General features: G+C 63.2%; 8 protein-coding genes. 5 read left to right on the top strand and 3 right to left on the bottom strand.

Annotated elements, in window-relative coordinates; genetic code table 11:
• Positions 1 to 34: 34 nt before the first annotated feature.
• Entirely contained in the window at positions 35 to 2674 is a 2640-nt protein-coding gene (gene pepN / locus JI749_RS14895) for an aminopeptidase N (protein WP_201655592.1), read from the bottom strand.
• Between the two features lie 307 nt (positions 2675 to 2981).
• On the opposite strand from pepN, the gene JI749_RS14890 reads away from it, so the two are divergent.
• Both JI749_RS14890 and JI749_RS14885 read left to right on the top strand, forming a co-directional pair.
• Positions 2982 to 4832 carry an ABC transporter ATP-binding protein gene (locus JI749_RS14890; RefSeq protein ID WP_201655590.1) on the top strand — a complete coding sequence of 617 codons (1851 nt, stop codon included), beginning with the start codon at positions 2982 to 2984 and terminating at the stop codon, positions 4830 to 4832.
• Between the two features lie 221 nt (positions 4833 to 5053).
• Positions 5054 to 6916: an ABC transporter ATP-binding protein gene (locus tag JI749_RS14885; RefSeq protein WP_201655587.1), complete on the top strand. Its 1863-nt coding sequence runs from the start codon at positions 5054 to 5056 to the stop codon at positions 6914 to 6916.
• A gap of 47 nt (positions 6917 to 6963) precedes the next feature.
• Here the strand turns inward: JI749_RS14885 and JI749_RS14880 are convergent, their stop codons facing one another.
• A complete protein-coding gene (locus JI749_RS14880; RefSeq protein WP_201655584.1) occupies positions 6964 to 8940 on the bottom strand; it encodes a putative bifunctional diguanylate cyclase/phosphodiesterase in 1977 nt (658 codons plus the stop codon).
• Positions 8941 to 9198: 258 nt separating this feature from the next.
• Between JI749_RS14880 and JI749_RS14875 the strand changes: the two genes are divergently transcribed.
• The 3 genes from JI749_RS14875 to JI749_RS14865 all read left to right on the top strand — a co-directional run bounded on the left by JI749_RS14875 (position 9199) and on the right by JI749_RS14865 (position 13798).
• A complete protein-coding gene (locus JI749_RS14875) occupies positions 9199 to 11718 on the top strand; it encodes a beta-mannosidase (RefSeq protein ID WP_201655581.1) in 2520 nt (839 codons plus the stop codon).
• 251 nt (positions 11719 to 11969) lie between these two features.
• Positions 11970 to 12884: a DMT family transporter gene (locus JI749_RS14870; protein ID WP_201655578.1), complete on the top strand. Its 915-nt coding sequence runs from the start codon at positions 11970 to 11972 to the stop codon at positions 12882 to 12884.
• Positions 12884 to 13798, top strand: a complete 915-nt coding sequence (locus tag JI749_RS14865; protein WP_201655575.1) for a DMT family transporter — start codon at positions 12884 to 12886, stop codon at positions 13796 to 13798. Before JI749_RS14870 ends, JI749_RS14865 begins: the two co-directional genes overlap by 1 nt.
• Here the strand turns inward: JI749_RS14865 and JI749_RS14860 are convergent.
• The gene (locus JI749_RS14860; RefSeq protein WP_201655572.1) at positions 13795 to 15075 is read right to left on the bottom strand and encodes an NAD(P)/FAD-dependent oxidoreductase; all 1281 of its coding nucleotides are present in this window, start codon (positions 15073 to 15075) and stop codon (positions 13795 to 13797) included. The genes JI749_RS14865 and JI749_RS14860 overlap by 4 nt on opposite strands.
• Between the last annotated feature and the right edge of the window lie 43 nt (positions 15076 to 15118).

Below are 15118 nucleotides of genomic sequence, written 5' to 3'. Positions count from 1 at the left end.
TGGCGGACGTTTAGCCCGCCGCAGGTGTTCCAGCTCAGCTTGCCAGCATGCGCGTCAGGATATCCGCCGTATTCCGGCTCAAGCTACCCTTGTCCCGCAGGGCAAGAAGGGCGGCATTAGCCGCTTCGCGTCGGCCACTTTCCAGCATCGGCCATATCCGGAATCCGGTTAGAACGCGTGCGGCGACCTGCGGATTGACCTTGTCCACATCGCTCACGAAGTCCGTCACGAAGCGGAATCCGGCGCCGTCGGCGCGGGCGAACTGCGTCGGATTGCCCATCGCGAAGGTACCCACCAGCGAGCGCAACCGGTTGGGATTGGTCTTCGGAAAGGACGGATCGGCGAGGATTGCCTTCATGTCCTCGATCACCCCTTCGCGCGGCGCGGCCGCGGTGACGGTCAACCACTTGTCGAGCACTAGCGGGTCGGCCCCGAAGCGCGTGCGGAAGTTGGCCAGCATGCCGGCCGCATCTGGCGTCCCGGCGTTGGAGGCCGCCGACAGCGCCGCCAGCCGGTCCGTCATGTTGCTGGCGCCCTCATATTGCTTGAGCGCCAGGAGCGAAGCGCCGGCGGCGTCACTGGCTACAAGCAGGCTCAGCATGCGATTGCGCAGGGCGCGACGACCCGTGCTGGCCGGATCGGGCGCATAGGGCGCCGAACTGGCCAGCGCGTTATAAGTGCCCAGCATCTGGTCGGCCAGCGGCTCGAACACCGCCTGCAGCAGGCGCTCGCGCACCGCGTGGATCTTGTCCGGGTCGATATCCTTGCCAATCGTCCGGCCGATCAGTTGCTCGTCGGGCAGGCTCAGCGCCAGTGCCTTGAAAGCGTTGTCGAGCGAGTCGCTAGCCAGCGTGTCGCTCATGGCCTGGCTCAGCGCCGTCAGCGCTCCGTCGTTCAAGGGCGCGCCCGAAATCGCATCCAGGGCCAGCGCCATGCCGACATCCTGCAATGCCTGCCAGCGGTTGAACGGATCGCTGTCGTGCCGCGCGAGGAACAGCTGGTCCTGCTGGCTGGCTTCCGTCTGCAGAATGACCGGCGCCGAAAAGCCGCGCAACAGCGACGGAACGGGCCGGCTCGGAATGCCGGTAAAGGTGACCTCCGCGCTCGCATCCTTGAGCACGATCAGATCGTCGCGTACCTCCGCGCCGCTCACTCCGCTCCAGGCCATCGGGCTGCCATTGGGGCCGATCAGCCCGAACTTGATGGGCAGCACCAGCGGAGCCTTGTCCGGCTGTCCCGGTGTCGGCGGCGTCTCCTGGCGGAGCCTGAGCGTATAGGTCTGCTTGTCGGCATCATACTGCTCGGCAACGGTCAGCCGCGGTGTCCCCGCCTGCAGATACCAGGTCTTGAACTGCTCGAGGTCGATGCCGTTGGCCTCGGCGAAGACGGCGAGGAACGCCTCGATGGTGGTCGCTTCGCCGTCATGGCGCTCGAAGTAGAGGTCCATGCCCTTGCGGAAGCCGGCTTCGCCCAAGAGCGTCGCCAGCATCCGCACGATCTCGGCGCCCTTCTCGTAGACCGTTGTCGTATAGAAGTTGTTGATCTCGCGATACTGGTCCGGCCGCGGTGGATGGGCCAGCGGCCCGCCGTCCTCGGGAAACTGGGCAGAACGCAACGTCACCACGTCCGAGATGCGCTTGACCGCGCGGCTGCGCTCGTCGCTGGTGAATTCCTGGTCGCGATAGACGGTCAGCCCTTCCTTGAGACAGAGCTGGAACCAGTCCCGGCAGGTAATGCGGTTGCCGGTCCAGTTGTGGAAGTACTCGTGCGCAATCACGCGCTCGATGCCATCGTAATTCGCGTCGGTCGCGGTCTCGGGCTCGGCAAAGACCAGCCGGTCGTTGAAGATATTGAGCCCCTTGTTCTCCATCGCGCCGAAGTTGAAGTCGCTCACGGCCACGATGTTGAAGATATCAAGGTCATATTCACGACCGAACCGGCGCTCGTCCCAGGCCATCGAGCGCTTGAGGCTGTCCATTGCCCACAGGCACTGGTTCTCCTTGCCGTGGCTGCAATAGATGGCGAGGTCCACCTTGCGACCAGAAGCGGTGGTGAAACTGTCGGTGATCGACCCGAGGTCGCCTGCTACGAGAGCAAAAAGGTAGGCCGGCTTGGGGAAAGGGTCTTCCCAAACCGCGTAATGCTGCCCGTCGCCGGCATCGCCCTTGTCGATCAGGTTGCCATTGGCCAGCAGCACCGGAGCGAGATCAAGCGGGGCCGTCATGCGCACCTTGAATACCGCCAGGTTGTCCGGTCGGTCGAGATAGTAGGTGATGCGGCGAAAGCCTTCGGGTTCGCATTGCGTGCACCAGGTGCCGCTGGAGCGGTAGAGGCCCATCAGCCTGGTATTGCCCTCAGGCCGCAGCGTGACCTCGGTTTCCAGCACGAATCGGCGCAAGGGCGGTTCGAACACAGTCAGCCCGTTTGCATCGGCGGCGTAGGCGGACAGGATCAGCGGCGCGCCGTCGATGGCGATTGAACCCAGGCTCAGTTCGTCCCCATCCAACACCAACGGCGTTCCAGGCTCGGTGTCTTCGCGCGGCTCCACCGTCAGTTGAGCGGTTACGCGCGTGGTTTCGGCCCCGATCCTGAAGTCGAGGTCGACCGCCACGATCCGGTAGGGGCTCGGCGCGTAATCCTTCAGATAGACTGTGTGCTCGGTTTCAGTGCGCATGAATGGGTCCGTCAAATTCGTCGGTCTGAAATTAACTGTGTCTGCGCCGCAACAGTAAACTCGGCGGCGTCGTGTATCCTGATCGTCCAGCGACCGCTTCGGTCCACTCTTCTACGCCAATTGGGACGGCATTGGGGAGAGGGCTCCTGCCGGCCGCGGCACGCTGCTCCTCTGCGTCAATTGCGGACGTATCGAGCGCGGTATCCTTTATTTCTGGTCGGCATCAACAGCCATGCGCTACTGACAGCTTCTGTCTTTGGTGGAACGGCACAACTGACGCCTCTCCGGTCCACTGATGGTGAAGCCCATGCTGCGTTGGTTCGAACGACGTCTTGATCCCTATCCCGGTGGCGATCCGGTAGAGCCCCCCAAGGGCCTGTTGGCCTTCTGCCTGCACTACAGCCATGGCGCCAAGAAGTGGCTGGCATTGATGGCCTTTGCCGCCGCTGCGGTGGCGGCCGGCGAAATCGTCATCTTCGGCTTCATCGGCGATGTGGTGAACTGGCTGGCTGGCGCCAATCCGGAAACCTTCCTGCAGACCGACGGATGGAAGCTCGCATTGATGGGCGCGATGGTGGTCATCGTCCTGCCGGGCATGGCGCTGGTCTCGACGCTCACCATGCACCAGACGCTGCTGGGCAACTTCCCGCAGCGTATTCGCTGGATGAGCCATCGCTACCTCATCCGTCAGTCGATGAGTTACTTCCAGGACGAGTTTGCCGGCCGCATCGGCGCCAAGCTGATGCAGACCTCGCTCGCCGTGCGCGAAGTGGTGATGAAGCTGCTCGACATGCTCGTCTATGTCGTCGTTTACTTCACCGGCGCGGTGGTGCTGGCGGCGTCGGCCGACTGGCGCCTGGCCATTCCGTTCCTGGTGTGGCTGGCCGCCTATGTCTCGATGATGGTCTATTTCATCCCACGCATGGGCAAGATTTCCCAGGCGCAGGCCGATGCCCGCTCGATGATGACCGGCCGCATCGTCGACAGCTATACCAACATCGCCACGGTCAAGCTCTTCAGCCATTCCAACCGCGAGGAAACCTACGCCAAGGAGGCGATGGACGAGTTCCTCGACACCGTCTACCGGCAGATGCGCCTGTTCACCGTGCTCAATATGCTCGTGCTGTGGTCCAACGCCCTCCTGCTGTTCTCGGTCGGCGCCACTGGGATCTGGCTGTGGATGGGCGGGCTGATGACCCCCGGCGCGCTCGCCGTGTCGCTGGGACTGGTCATGCGCTTCCAGGGCATGAGCCAATGGGTCATGTGGGAGATGTCCTCGCTGTTCGAGAATATCGGCACGGTCAAGGACGGCATCTCGTCCATCTCGCTGCCGCGCGTCGTATCCGACGAAAAGGGCGCCGCGCCCATTGGCACGGTCAAGGGTGACATCAAGTTCGAGAATGTCTCGTTTCACTACGGCAAGAAGTCCGGGGTGATCGACGATCTCAACCTGCATATCCGTCCGGGCGAGAAGATCGGGCTGGTCGGCCGCTCCGGCGCCGGCAAGTCGACCATCGTCAACCTGCTGCTGCGCTTCTACGACCGCGCCGATGGCCGCATCCTGATCGACGGGCACGACATTGCCAGGGTCACGCAGGATAGCCTGCGCGCCAATATCGGCGTGGTGACGCAGGACACGTCCCTGCTGCATCGTTCGGTCCGCGAGAACATCGTCTATGGCCGCCCCGATGCGACCGAGGCGATGATGCGCGAAGCGGCCGAACTCGCCGAAGCGACCGCCTTCATCGACGGCCTGGCCGACCCCCAGGGCCGCAAGGGTTTCGACGCGCATGTGGGCGAACGGGGTGTCAAGCTCAGCGGCGGCCAGCGCCAGCGCATCGCCATCGCCCGCGTGCTGCTCAAGAACGCGCCGATCCTGGTGCTGGACGAAGCCACTTCCGCCCTCGATTCCGAGGTCGAGGCGGCAATCCAGAGCCAGCTGCAGTTGCTGATGCAGGGCAAGACGGTGATCGCCATCGCCCACCGCCTCTCCACCATCGCCATGATGGATCGGCTGGTAGTGCTCGATAAGGGCAAGGTGGTCGAGTCAGGCACCCACGCCCAGCTGGTCGACACAGGCGGCATCTACAGCCAGCTCTGGCACCGCCAGTCCGGCGGCTTCCTCGAGATGGACCAGCCGGAAGAGGCGGCACAGTGATTTCGTACCTCTCCCCCAACGGGAGAGCTGAAGAATTCAGTTCTAACCAACCAAGGAGAACCCACGATGGGTGACAATATCGAAACGGCCATCATCGCGACCGCGCTACCCGCAAATCCGGCGACCTGCGCTGACCAACGCAAACCCATGGACCGATTCCGAACCTGACCTGAGCGTTACAGAAACCTCCGTCAGGCGCGGCTCAAGATAATGAGCTCAAAATGTTCAACCGCGTCATCGACTATTTCGACCATCTCTATTCGCCCACCGCGCTCGCCGATATCAGGCAGCCGCCCATGGGCCTCCGCCCCTTCGTCAGCTACTTCATCGGCCAGTTCCGCGTCGCCTTCGCCATCCGCATCGTGCTGGTGGCCATCGGCTCGGTTGCCGATGCGCTGATGCCCGTGTTTGTCGGCCTGGTGGTCGGCATGCTGGCCACCACCAATCCTGGCGACATGTTCACGCAGCACGGCCAGACCTTCCTCTGGATGATCGTTGTCGTCGTGCTGGTGCGTCCGCTGACCTTCCTGCTCGACACGCTCATCCGCAACCACGGCATCGTTCCCAACCTGGTCGATCTCGTGCGCTGGCAGAGCCATTGGCACGTCATCAGGCAGAGCTGGACCTTCTTCCAGAACGACTTTGCCGGCAGGGTCGCCAACAAGATCATCCAGGCCGGCGAAGCCATCGAAATCGGGGTCAATCTGACCATCGACGCTGCCTGGTATGCCCTGGTCTTCGTGGTGGTTGCCATCGTCGTGCTGGCCCAGCTCGATCCGGTGCTGCTGGTGCCGATCGGGGTATGGCTGCTGCTCTATGCGATCCTTTTCACCATCACCATGCCGCTCATCGCCCGCTATTCCGAGGAACTCTCGGAATCGAAGTCCGTGATGACGGGCCGGATCGTCGACAGCTATACCAATATTCAGACGCTCAAGACCTTCTCCACCGGCGATCATGAGGACCGCTACGTGGCCGACTCCATCCAGGATCACGCCGTCAGCTTCCGCAAGCTGATGCGGGTATTCACCTACATGTGGTCGACCCTGTTCATGCTCAATGCGGGTCTCGTGGTCTCAGTCACCTGGCTGGCCCTGGCGGGCTGGAACAATGGCAACCTCACCGCTGCGGCGGTGGCGACGGCGATTCCGTTCGCGCTCCAGATCATGAACATGAGCGGCTGGATCCTCGAAATCGGCTCCAACATCTTCCGCCAGGTCGGCAACGTCAGGGACTCTATGGATACTATCGCCCAGCCGCTGACCATGCTCGACAAGCCCGGAGCCAAGCACCTCGACGTCTCCAAGGGTGAACTGACCTACGACAATGTTAGCTTCAACTACTGGCGCGGCAAGGAAGGCAGCGTCATCGACGCCTTTAACCTCAAGGTCGCGCCGGGCGAGAAGATCGGACTGGTCGGTCGTTCCGGCTCGGGCAAGTCGACGCTGGTGAACCTGGCCCTGCGCATGTTCGACGTGCAGGACGGGTCGATCCGCATCGACGGGCAGGACGTGCGCGACGTCACGCAGGAAAGCGTGCGCGCCGCCATTGGCCTGGTCAGCCAGGATACCTCGCTGCTGCATCGTTCGGTTCGCGAAAACCTCAAATATGGCCGTCAGTCGGCGACCGACGAGGAGATGATGCAGGCCGCCGAGCAGGCCAAGGTGCATGATGTGATCATGGGCCTGGTCGATCCCAAGGGGAACCGCGGCTACGACGCCCATGTCGGCGAACGCGGCGTCAAACTCTCGGGCGGGCAGCGTCAGCGCGTTGCCATTGCCCGCGTGCTGCTCAAGAATGCTCCGCTACTGGTGCTCGACGAAGCCACCTCCGCCCTCGATTCCGAGGTCGAAGCGGCCATCCAGGAGCAGCTGACGACGCTGATGCAGGGCAAGACGGTGATCGCCATCGCCCACCGTCTCTCGACCATCGCCGCCATGGACCGTCTGGTGGTGCTCGAACAGGGCAAGATCGTGGAGGAGGGCACCCACGCCCAGCTTCTCGCTTCCGGCGGACATTATGCTCATCTGTGGGAACGCCAGTCCGGCGGCTTCCTGGACCTGGACGCAGCTGCGGCGGAATAGCAATCAAGCGACCCGGGGCTCGGCTCCGGGTTGCCTATGGCCCAGCGTTAGCTGGCGGCCCCGAACAGCTGCTGGCGGCGATTCTGCCAACCGGCGCCTTCACCCTTGAGGTGCTCGACGGCCTTGTCCTCGCTCATCGGCCGGCCGAAGAGATAGCCCTGCATGACCGTGCCGCCGAGCCCGAGCAGGGCGTCAAGCTGCTGCTCGGTTTCTATGCCTTCAAAGACGCAGGAAATGCCCAGGTTCCGGCAGAGGTCGAGGGTCGTCTTGATGATGGCGCGGCTGGTGGGGTCACTGGTCACTTCGTTGACAAAGCTGCGATCGACCTTGATGCGATCGAGCGGCAGCTTCTGCACATGGGTAAGGCTCGAATGGCCTGTGCCGAAATCGTCGAGCGCGATGCGCGAACCCAGGGCCAACAGCGCCAGCAGCCCTTCATGCGCCCGGGCAATGTCGCCCATCACGGCGGTTTCGGTGATCTCGAAGTCAATCCGGCATGGCTTGCCCGCTTCTTGCACCAGTTTGGCAATGGCCTCCATTGCGGTGGTAGAGCCAAGGTCCTGGGCCGACAGGTTTACCGACAGCCGCACCGTCTTGGGTAGCCGCGCCGAAACGCTCAGTGCCTTGCGCAACACGGCCTGGGTAATCTTGGAGATGACCCCCATCCGTTCGGCCAGCGGGATGAACTCGACCGGGGAGACGTCGCCCAGGATCGGGCTGCGCCAGCGCGCCAGCACTTCGAAGCCGGTGGTGCGATTGAGTGCGATATCGAACTGCGGCTGCAGCAGGATATGGATTTCCTTGTCGAGATCGGCCGTCAGCAGCGCATGCTCCATGCGACGCACCCGGCTCAGATTCTCCGCATCCCGATCAGTGAACACCAGGGCCCGTCCACGGGCCTCGTGCTTGGCCACCCAGGTCACATAGTCGGCACGATCGAACAGGGTGTCCGCCGTGTCGCCAGGTCTGGAAGCGGCGAGGCCCGCCGAAGCCGTAAGATGCACCGTGCCCAGCGGCATTTCGAATGATGGGCGCATGGCGGCGGTCAGCACATCGCCGCATGCCTGCAGCGTGTCCCGGTCGGTATTCGCGCTCAGGATGAGTGCAAAATTGTTGCTGCCCAGGCGCGCCACGAAGGTCGAGGGCTGGCGCAGCCGGTTGATCCGGCGCGCCACCTCTTCGAGCACCAGGTCGCCGGTGATCTGGCCAAAAATCTCGTTGACCGACTTGAAGCTGTCCAGGTCGAGCCGCGCTACCGCGATCTGCCGCTGTTCGGCCTCGGCCTGCTCGAGCGCGAGCCGCAACTGCCGGTCGAATGACCGCCGGTTCGGCAGGCCGGTCAGGCTGTCCACATTGGCCAAGCGGTAGTTTTCATCGGACAACCGCTGCGTTTCGGCCTGTTTGCGGGCCATTTCGGCGCGCGATGCCACCAGGTCGCTGAAGTCGCGATAGTTGTTCAGCAGGATCGTCATCAGCGCCGCGACGACCAGCACCAGGTTGAAGGCCAGCGCGCCGTAGATCGGATTGCCAGTGACCACAAAGAATGCGGTGAACGGGACCATCACGCAAAGCGCCACCATCATGGCCGCGCCGCGCAGGTGCATCAGGCAGAAGACGCAGCCAATGCTGGTAATGCCCATGTAGAAGGCGATATGCGACTGCGCATATGGCCCGCCATAGGGATAGAGGCTGAGCGCCCAGGTCGAAAATCCGATACCGAGAATGCCGGCTGCCCAAACGGTGCTGTTGAGCAGCCACCGCGCCTTTTCAACCGAGATGCCGGCGTCTCGCGAGCGCCACCACATGGTGATCCGGGCCACGCAGATCGCTGCCAGCACGCCGGGCACATAGAGACGCAGCGCGTCGGGGGCGTCCGAATGAGTGGCTGCCAGGACAATCGAGTTGACCAGCAGCATCCCATACATAAGCGGAACCTGGCGGCTGAAGGCGCGCGCTTGTGCCTGCACCAGGTCCGGATCATCCGGAACGGCAAAGAACTGCACCAACCGCTTTACTGCCGACATGGCGGACGAGCCCTCCAGCCCACGGTCAAAGGTTATGCGAGCAAACCCTAATACAAACGTAAACCGGCCGACTCGAATGTGCCATTCGCCGGAATTTGCGCATAGCAACGATGCAATTCTCTCGGAAATCCGTTTTTAGACCCATTGGAAGGCGGGCCGAGACCAGCTAGAACGCTGCCGAAATCGATTGCAATCCGGACACCGGATCGCCACCCAGCTTAGACCGACCCCGTCCCGGACGGTCCCGAGGAGACTGCAATGGCCCTGACCGCCACCTATTCCGCCCTTGATCTGACGGGCACTTTCGCCCTGTCCTCGCCGACCACAGACGTCCAGGCGCCGATCACCCTGCCGGGTGACGTGCACACCGCTTTGCTGGCTGCCAACCGCATTCCCGATCCATATTTCGGTGAAAACGAAAAGACGGTGATGTGGGTCAACGAGACCGCCTGGGCGGTCGAGCGCAGCTTTACAGCCAGCGCCGCCGATATCGACGGCTACCTGACGCTGACCCTGGCCGAGGTGGATTGCATCGCCACCATCCTGCTCAATGGCGAGGTCGTCGCCAAAACGCAGAACAGCTTCATCCGCAACGACATCGACGTAACCGGCAAGGTGCGCGCGGGCGACAACACGCTGCGCATCGAATTCGACATTGCCCCCGACGTGGCCAAGGCTCGCGCCGACGCCCATCCGTTCCCCATCCCCTTCACTAAGAACTACCAGACCAATGGCCTGAAGGGCATCCACATGAACTTCATCCGCAAGGCGGCGTGCCACGCGGGTTGGGACTGGGGCATCTGCCTGATGCCGATCGGCGTCTATGGCACAATGAGCCTGCGCAAGTCGCGCCTGGCCCGCCAGGAGAGCGTCCAGGTCGACCAGGCCCATGGCAGCAACTCGGTCGAACTCTCGATAAAGACTCGCCTTTTCGCCTTTGCTCACGGTGAGGTGGAACTTGAACACACCATCGATGGCCAGGTGATTACGGACAAGGTCGTGGTGCAGAAGGGCGAAAACGTCTTCACCCATAACGTCACCATCCACGCACCAAAACTCTGGTGGCCGGCGGGGCAGGGCGAGCAGCCGCTCTACGAACTCGTGACCAATCTCGAAGGCGAAAAGACTGTGAGGCAGATCGGCCTCAGGCAACTCGAATGGGTGGTCGAGCCCGATGAGATCGATCACACCTTCAAGTGCCGCATCAACGGCCGCGACATCACCATGATGGGCGCGAACTGGATTCCGGCCGACGCGATCCCTTCGCGCATCACCCCGGACGTCATCCGCGACCTGCTCGAAAGCGCCAAGGCCGCTAACATGAACATGCTCCGCATCTGGGGCGGTGGCCAGTACGAGCCGGACTATTTCTACGAACTCTGCGACGAGCTCGGCATCCTCATCTGGCACGATTTCATGTTTGCCTGCATGAGCTACCCGTCCGATCGCCCCTTCCTCGACAATGTCCGCACCGAAATCACCCAGCAGGTGCGCCGTCTCAGCCACCACGCTTCGATTGCTTTGTGGTGCGGTGACAACGAAGTCATCGGCTCGCTGCACTGGTATCCGGAGACCAAGGCGGCGCCAGAGCGCTATGTCGCCAACTACGACCGCCTGAACAACATGCTGGGCAATATCGTGGAGGACGAGGACCCGTCCCGCCGCTTCTGGCCGTCGTCTCCGTCCATGGGCTATCTCGATTTCTCGGACGGCTGGCACGCCGACACTCGCGGCGACACGCACTATTGGGACGTCTGGCATTCGGCCAAGCCGTTCGAGGCCTACCGCACAGTCAATCCGCGCTTCGCCTCCGAATTCGGCTTCCAGTCCTTCACCTCGATGAATGTCATCGAGACTTTCGCCGAGGAAAAGGACCGCAACCCATCCTCGCCGGTCATGGAAAACCACCAGCGCAATGCCGGCGGCAATGCGCGCATCCTCGAGACCATGACGCGCTATTTCCGTTTCCCGCGCGATTTCGACCAGATGGTGTTCCTCAGCCAGATCCAGCAGGGCCTCGCCATCAAGACCGCGATTGAATACTGGCGCTCTACCAAGCCGCGCTGCATGGGCACCCTGTTCTGGCAGATCAACGACATCTGGCCGGTCGCCTCTTGGTCCAGCCTCGACTACGGCGGGCAGTGGAAGCTGCTGCAATACATGGCCAAGCGCTTCTTCCTGCCAGTCAACGTGGTCGCCGTGCCGGTCATCGAAGAAATCAGCACGAATTCTCGCGGCACGCCGGTGGAAAATCAGCCCCCGACCAGCATCGTGCTGCGGGGGATCAACGACACCGCCAAGCCGGTGAGTATCTCGCTCGAAGTGCGGGCGGTGAAGATTGCGGGTGGTGACCGGGTGGTCTTCTCGGGCAATACGGCCATCAGTCCCGATGGCGCAATCACCATTGCCGCCATTCCGTTCAAGGACCTCGCATCCGACGAGTTTCTGTTCTTTTCCTGGCGCGATGCCAAGGGTAACCTCTTGGGCGAAAACGACTATTTCCCCAAGCCCTACAAGGCTTACGAACTCGTCCAGCCCAAGGTGCGGGCTGCATGGTCCGATGTCGATGGCCAGCTTGTGCTCACACTCACAAGCGACCAACCCGCGCTGTTCGTCACCGCCACGGTCGATGTGCCGGGTTACTTCTCCGACAACGCCGTGACGCTGCTGCCAGGCCGCAACACCGACCTCACCTTCACCCCACGGCACGGCGCCAAGCCGACCGCATCGGAACTGGTCAAGTCGTTGAAAGTCCGGAACCTCAGCGAGACGTTCTAAAGCTTCCCGCGCTCGGCCCCACCCTTCCCAGCCTCCCCCATCGAGGGGGAGGTGCCGGCCGGTGGACAAGGCTGCATCTTCCCCACGAGTGGAGAGAACCTCCCCTTAGATTGGGGAGGTAGGTGGGGCCGCAAGCTCGGAACTCGTACTTCCATACAAGATTTATCCTCCGCCGCATTGACATGCTCCGGCGCATCACTCAACGCTAGCAGACCACTTCGCGCCCTTGCGCGCGCCTTTTCGGACCAGCCATGTCGACCACCCCAGCGCCTATCGAGGAGCGCCGCCTGCTTGGAATCGGGCTCGCGCTCGCGGCCTATTTCCTGTTCGTCTGCCTCGACAGCTCGGCTAAGTGGCTTGCCCTGGCGGGTCTGCCGGCCTTGCAGATCATGTTCGTCCGATATGCCGTGCATCTGGGCCTTGCCGCCGCCATCAATCTCCCGACCAAGGGGGTGGGTCTGGTCCGCACCAACAATTTCTGGCTGGAGATCGCGCGCGCCGCTGCCCTGGTGGGATCCACCCTCTGCAACTTTACCGCGGTCCGCTACCTGCCGCTGACCGTGGCCGGAGCTATCGGCTTTACCGTCCCCTTGATCATCACCGCGCTTTCGGTGGTCTTTCTGCGCGAACGTGTGGGCTGGCGGCGATGGACGGCGATCGCAGTCGGCTTCGTCGGCGTCCTGATCATCGTTCGTCCCGGCAGCGAGGTGTTCCATCCAGCAACGCTGCTGTCGCTAGGCGGCGCCCTGTCCTATGCCTGCTATGCCATGCTGACCCGGCGCCTGGCGGTCGTCGATTCCGCCGGTACGCAGCAGTTTTACGGCGCAGCCCTGCCGACGCTGGCCTTGGCGCCATTCGCTATTGCCAGTTGGGTATGGCCGGTCAGTGCCGTCGACTGGGCCGTGCTGGCGCTGATCGGCGTGATCGGCTTTTCCGGCCACCAGTTTCTGACGGTGGCGTCACGTTTCGCCCCGGCCTCGGCGCTGGCGCCCTTTGGCTATGTGCAGATCCTGTTCTTCACCGCCGCCAGCTGGATCATCTTCAACCAACCGCCTGACGCCTGGCTCTATGTCGGTGCGCCAATCGTCATGGCCAGCGGGCTCTACATCTGGCTGCGCGAGCGCACCCTGGCGAAGGTGGCCAGCCCGGTAACCGAGGAACGCTGATGGCGGCCCCGGTTTCACACAATGCCAACAAGGCCATCCTCATCCTGCTGCTGGCCCAGTCGATCCTGATCTTCCTCGATGTCTCCGCCAAGTGGCTCTCCACCGTGGGGATTCCGACGACAGAGATCATGTTCGCTCGCTATGGCATCCATGTCGGCCTGCTGTTGCTGCTGGTTCTGCCGGTTCGTGGGCGGAGCCTGCTCAGGACCGGCAACTGGAAGCTCGAGGTCGGGCGGGGCCTCTGCCTGCTCGGGTCGACGGCGGGAAACTTTCTGTCGATGCGCTACCTCCCGCTGACGGTGACCGGTGCGCTGCTCTTTACGATGCCGCTCATGGTCTGCGCCTTGTCGGGGCCGATGCTGGGTGAGACAGTGGGCTGGCGCCGGTGGCTCGCCATTGCGGTGGGATTCGTCGGCATCCTGGTCATCATCCGCCCGGGCACCGAGGCGTTCCACCCGGCTGCGCTGCTCAGCCTCTTCGCCGCATTCTCCGGGGCCGTCTTCGGCATCCTCACCCGCAAGCTGGCAGGGGTGGATGGCGCAATGACGCAGCAGTTCTATGCCGGCGCCATTGCTCTGGTCGCCATAACGCCCTTCGCCGTCACCGGTGGCTGGGTATGGCCGGGCGATGCGATTGGCTGGGTTGCCTTCTTCACCCTCGGTACGGCCGGTGTCCTCGGCCACGTCCTGATTTCCGTGGCGCACCACTACGCCACCCCGGCCACGCTGGCCCCGTTCAATTACCTGCAACTGCTCTACCTGGCGCTGGCCAGCTGGGTCATCTTCAACCAGCCTCCCGACAGGTGGTTTTTCCTGGGCGCTGCGATCATCATCGGCAGCGGCCTCTACATCTGGTTGCGCGAACGCAGCCTCCACAAGCAGGCGACCTCGGTGGACGAAGCCGTGGAGCGCTAGTGCTTGGCGGGTTCGCGGGCCATTGCGACCGCGTCGCCCTGGGTAATCAGCCGGGCACTGCGCTGGCCGCTGAGATAGATCCATAGCCAGCTCATCGCCACTGCCAGCCGGTTCCTGGTGTCGATCAGGAAGTATATGTGCGCCAGGCCCCAGACCCACCAGGCCAGCCATCCTCTCAACTGCGTCCAGCCGAAGTCGATCACGGCGGCGCGCTTGCCGATCGTCGCCAGGTCACCGGCATGGTTGTAGCGGAACGGCACCGGCTTGCCGAAGCGGCCCAGTCGCGTCCGGATGACGCGCGCGGCATGCTTGCCGCCCTGCTTGGCGGCGTCGCCGACGCCCGGCACCGGCTTGCCGTCGGGCATGGTGATGGTAGCCGTATCGCCGATGACAAAAATTTCCGGATGCCCGGGCACCGTCAGGTCGGGCTCCACCTTGACCCGGCCGGCCCGGTCCGCTTCCACGCCGAGCCACCTGGCGGCAGGCGATGCCTGTACGCCGGCCGCCCAGATGATCGTTGCCGCATCCAGGCGCTTGCCACCATAGACCACGCCGTTCGCATCGATTTCGGTCACCGCTGCGCCCAATTCCACCTCGACACCGAGGTGTCGCAGCGCCTTGAGCGTGTAGTCCGATAGTTCCGGTCTGAAATTGGCCAGTACCCGCTGGCCGCCCTCGATCAGCACGACGCGCGCTTCATCAGGCCGGATGCTGCGGAACTCGCCGCGCAGTGTCACTCGCGCCAGCTCGATGATGGCGCCTGCCATTTCGACGCCGGTCGGTCCCGCGCCGATCAGCACAAAGGTCAGCAATGCCCGGCGGCGTTCTGGATCGGTTTCGCGCTCCGCCGCCTCGAAAGCCGTCAGCAGCTTGCGACGGATGGTGGTCGCATCCTCCAATGTCTTGAGACCGGGTGCGAATTGCTCCCACGCGTCATGACCGAAATAGGCGTGGCGCGCGCCAGTGGCGATAATCAGGCTGTCATAGCCGACGCGGCTGCCTTCATCGAGCAGCACGGCTCTTCCGGCGACGTCCACGCCAGTCACCGTGGCAAGCAGTGTCGTGACATCACGGCGCTGGCGGAGGATGTGCCGCACCGGCCAGGCGATTTCCGACGTAGCCAGCGCCGCGGTCGCCACCTGGTAGAGCAGGGGCTGGAACAGGTGGTGGTTGCGCCGGTCGATCAGCGTGATCCGGACGCCGGCGCCCTCAAGCGCCTGCGCTGCCGCCAAGCCGCCAAAACCGCCACCGACGATAACAACGTGATGCTGAGCCATGCCAACCTCCTGTCCCCATCAATATTGGCATCGGCAGGCTGAG

Source organism: Devosia oryziradicis, assembly GCF_016698645.1.
GTDB lineage: Bacteria > Pseudomonadota > Alphaproteobacteria > Rhizobiales > Devosiaceae > Devosia > Devosia oryziradicis.
This window is presented reverse-complemented; position numbering and strand designations above follow the sequence as displayed.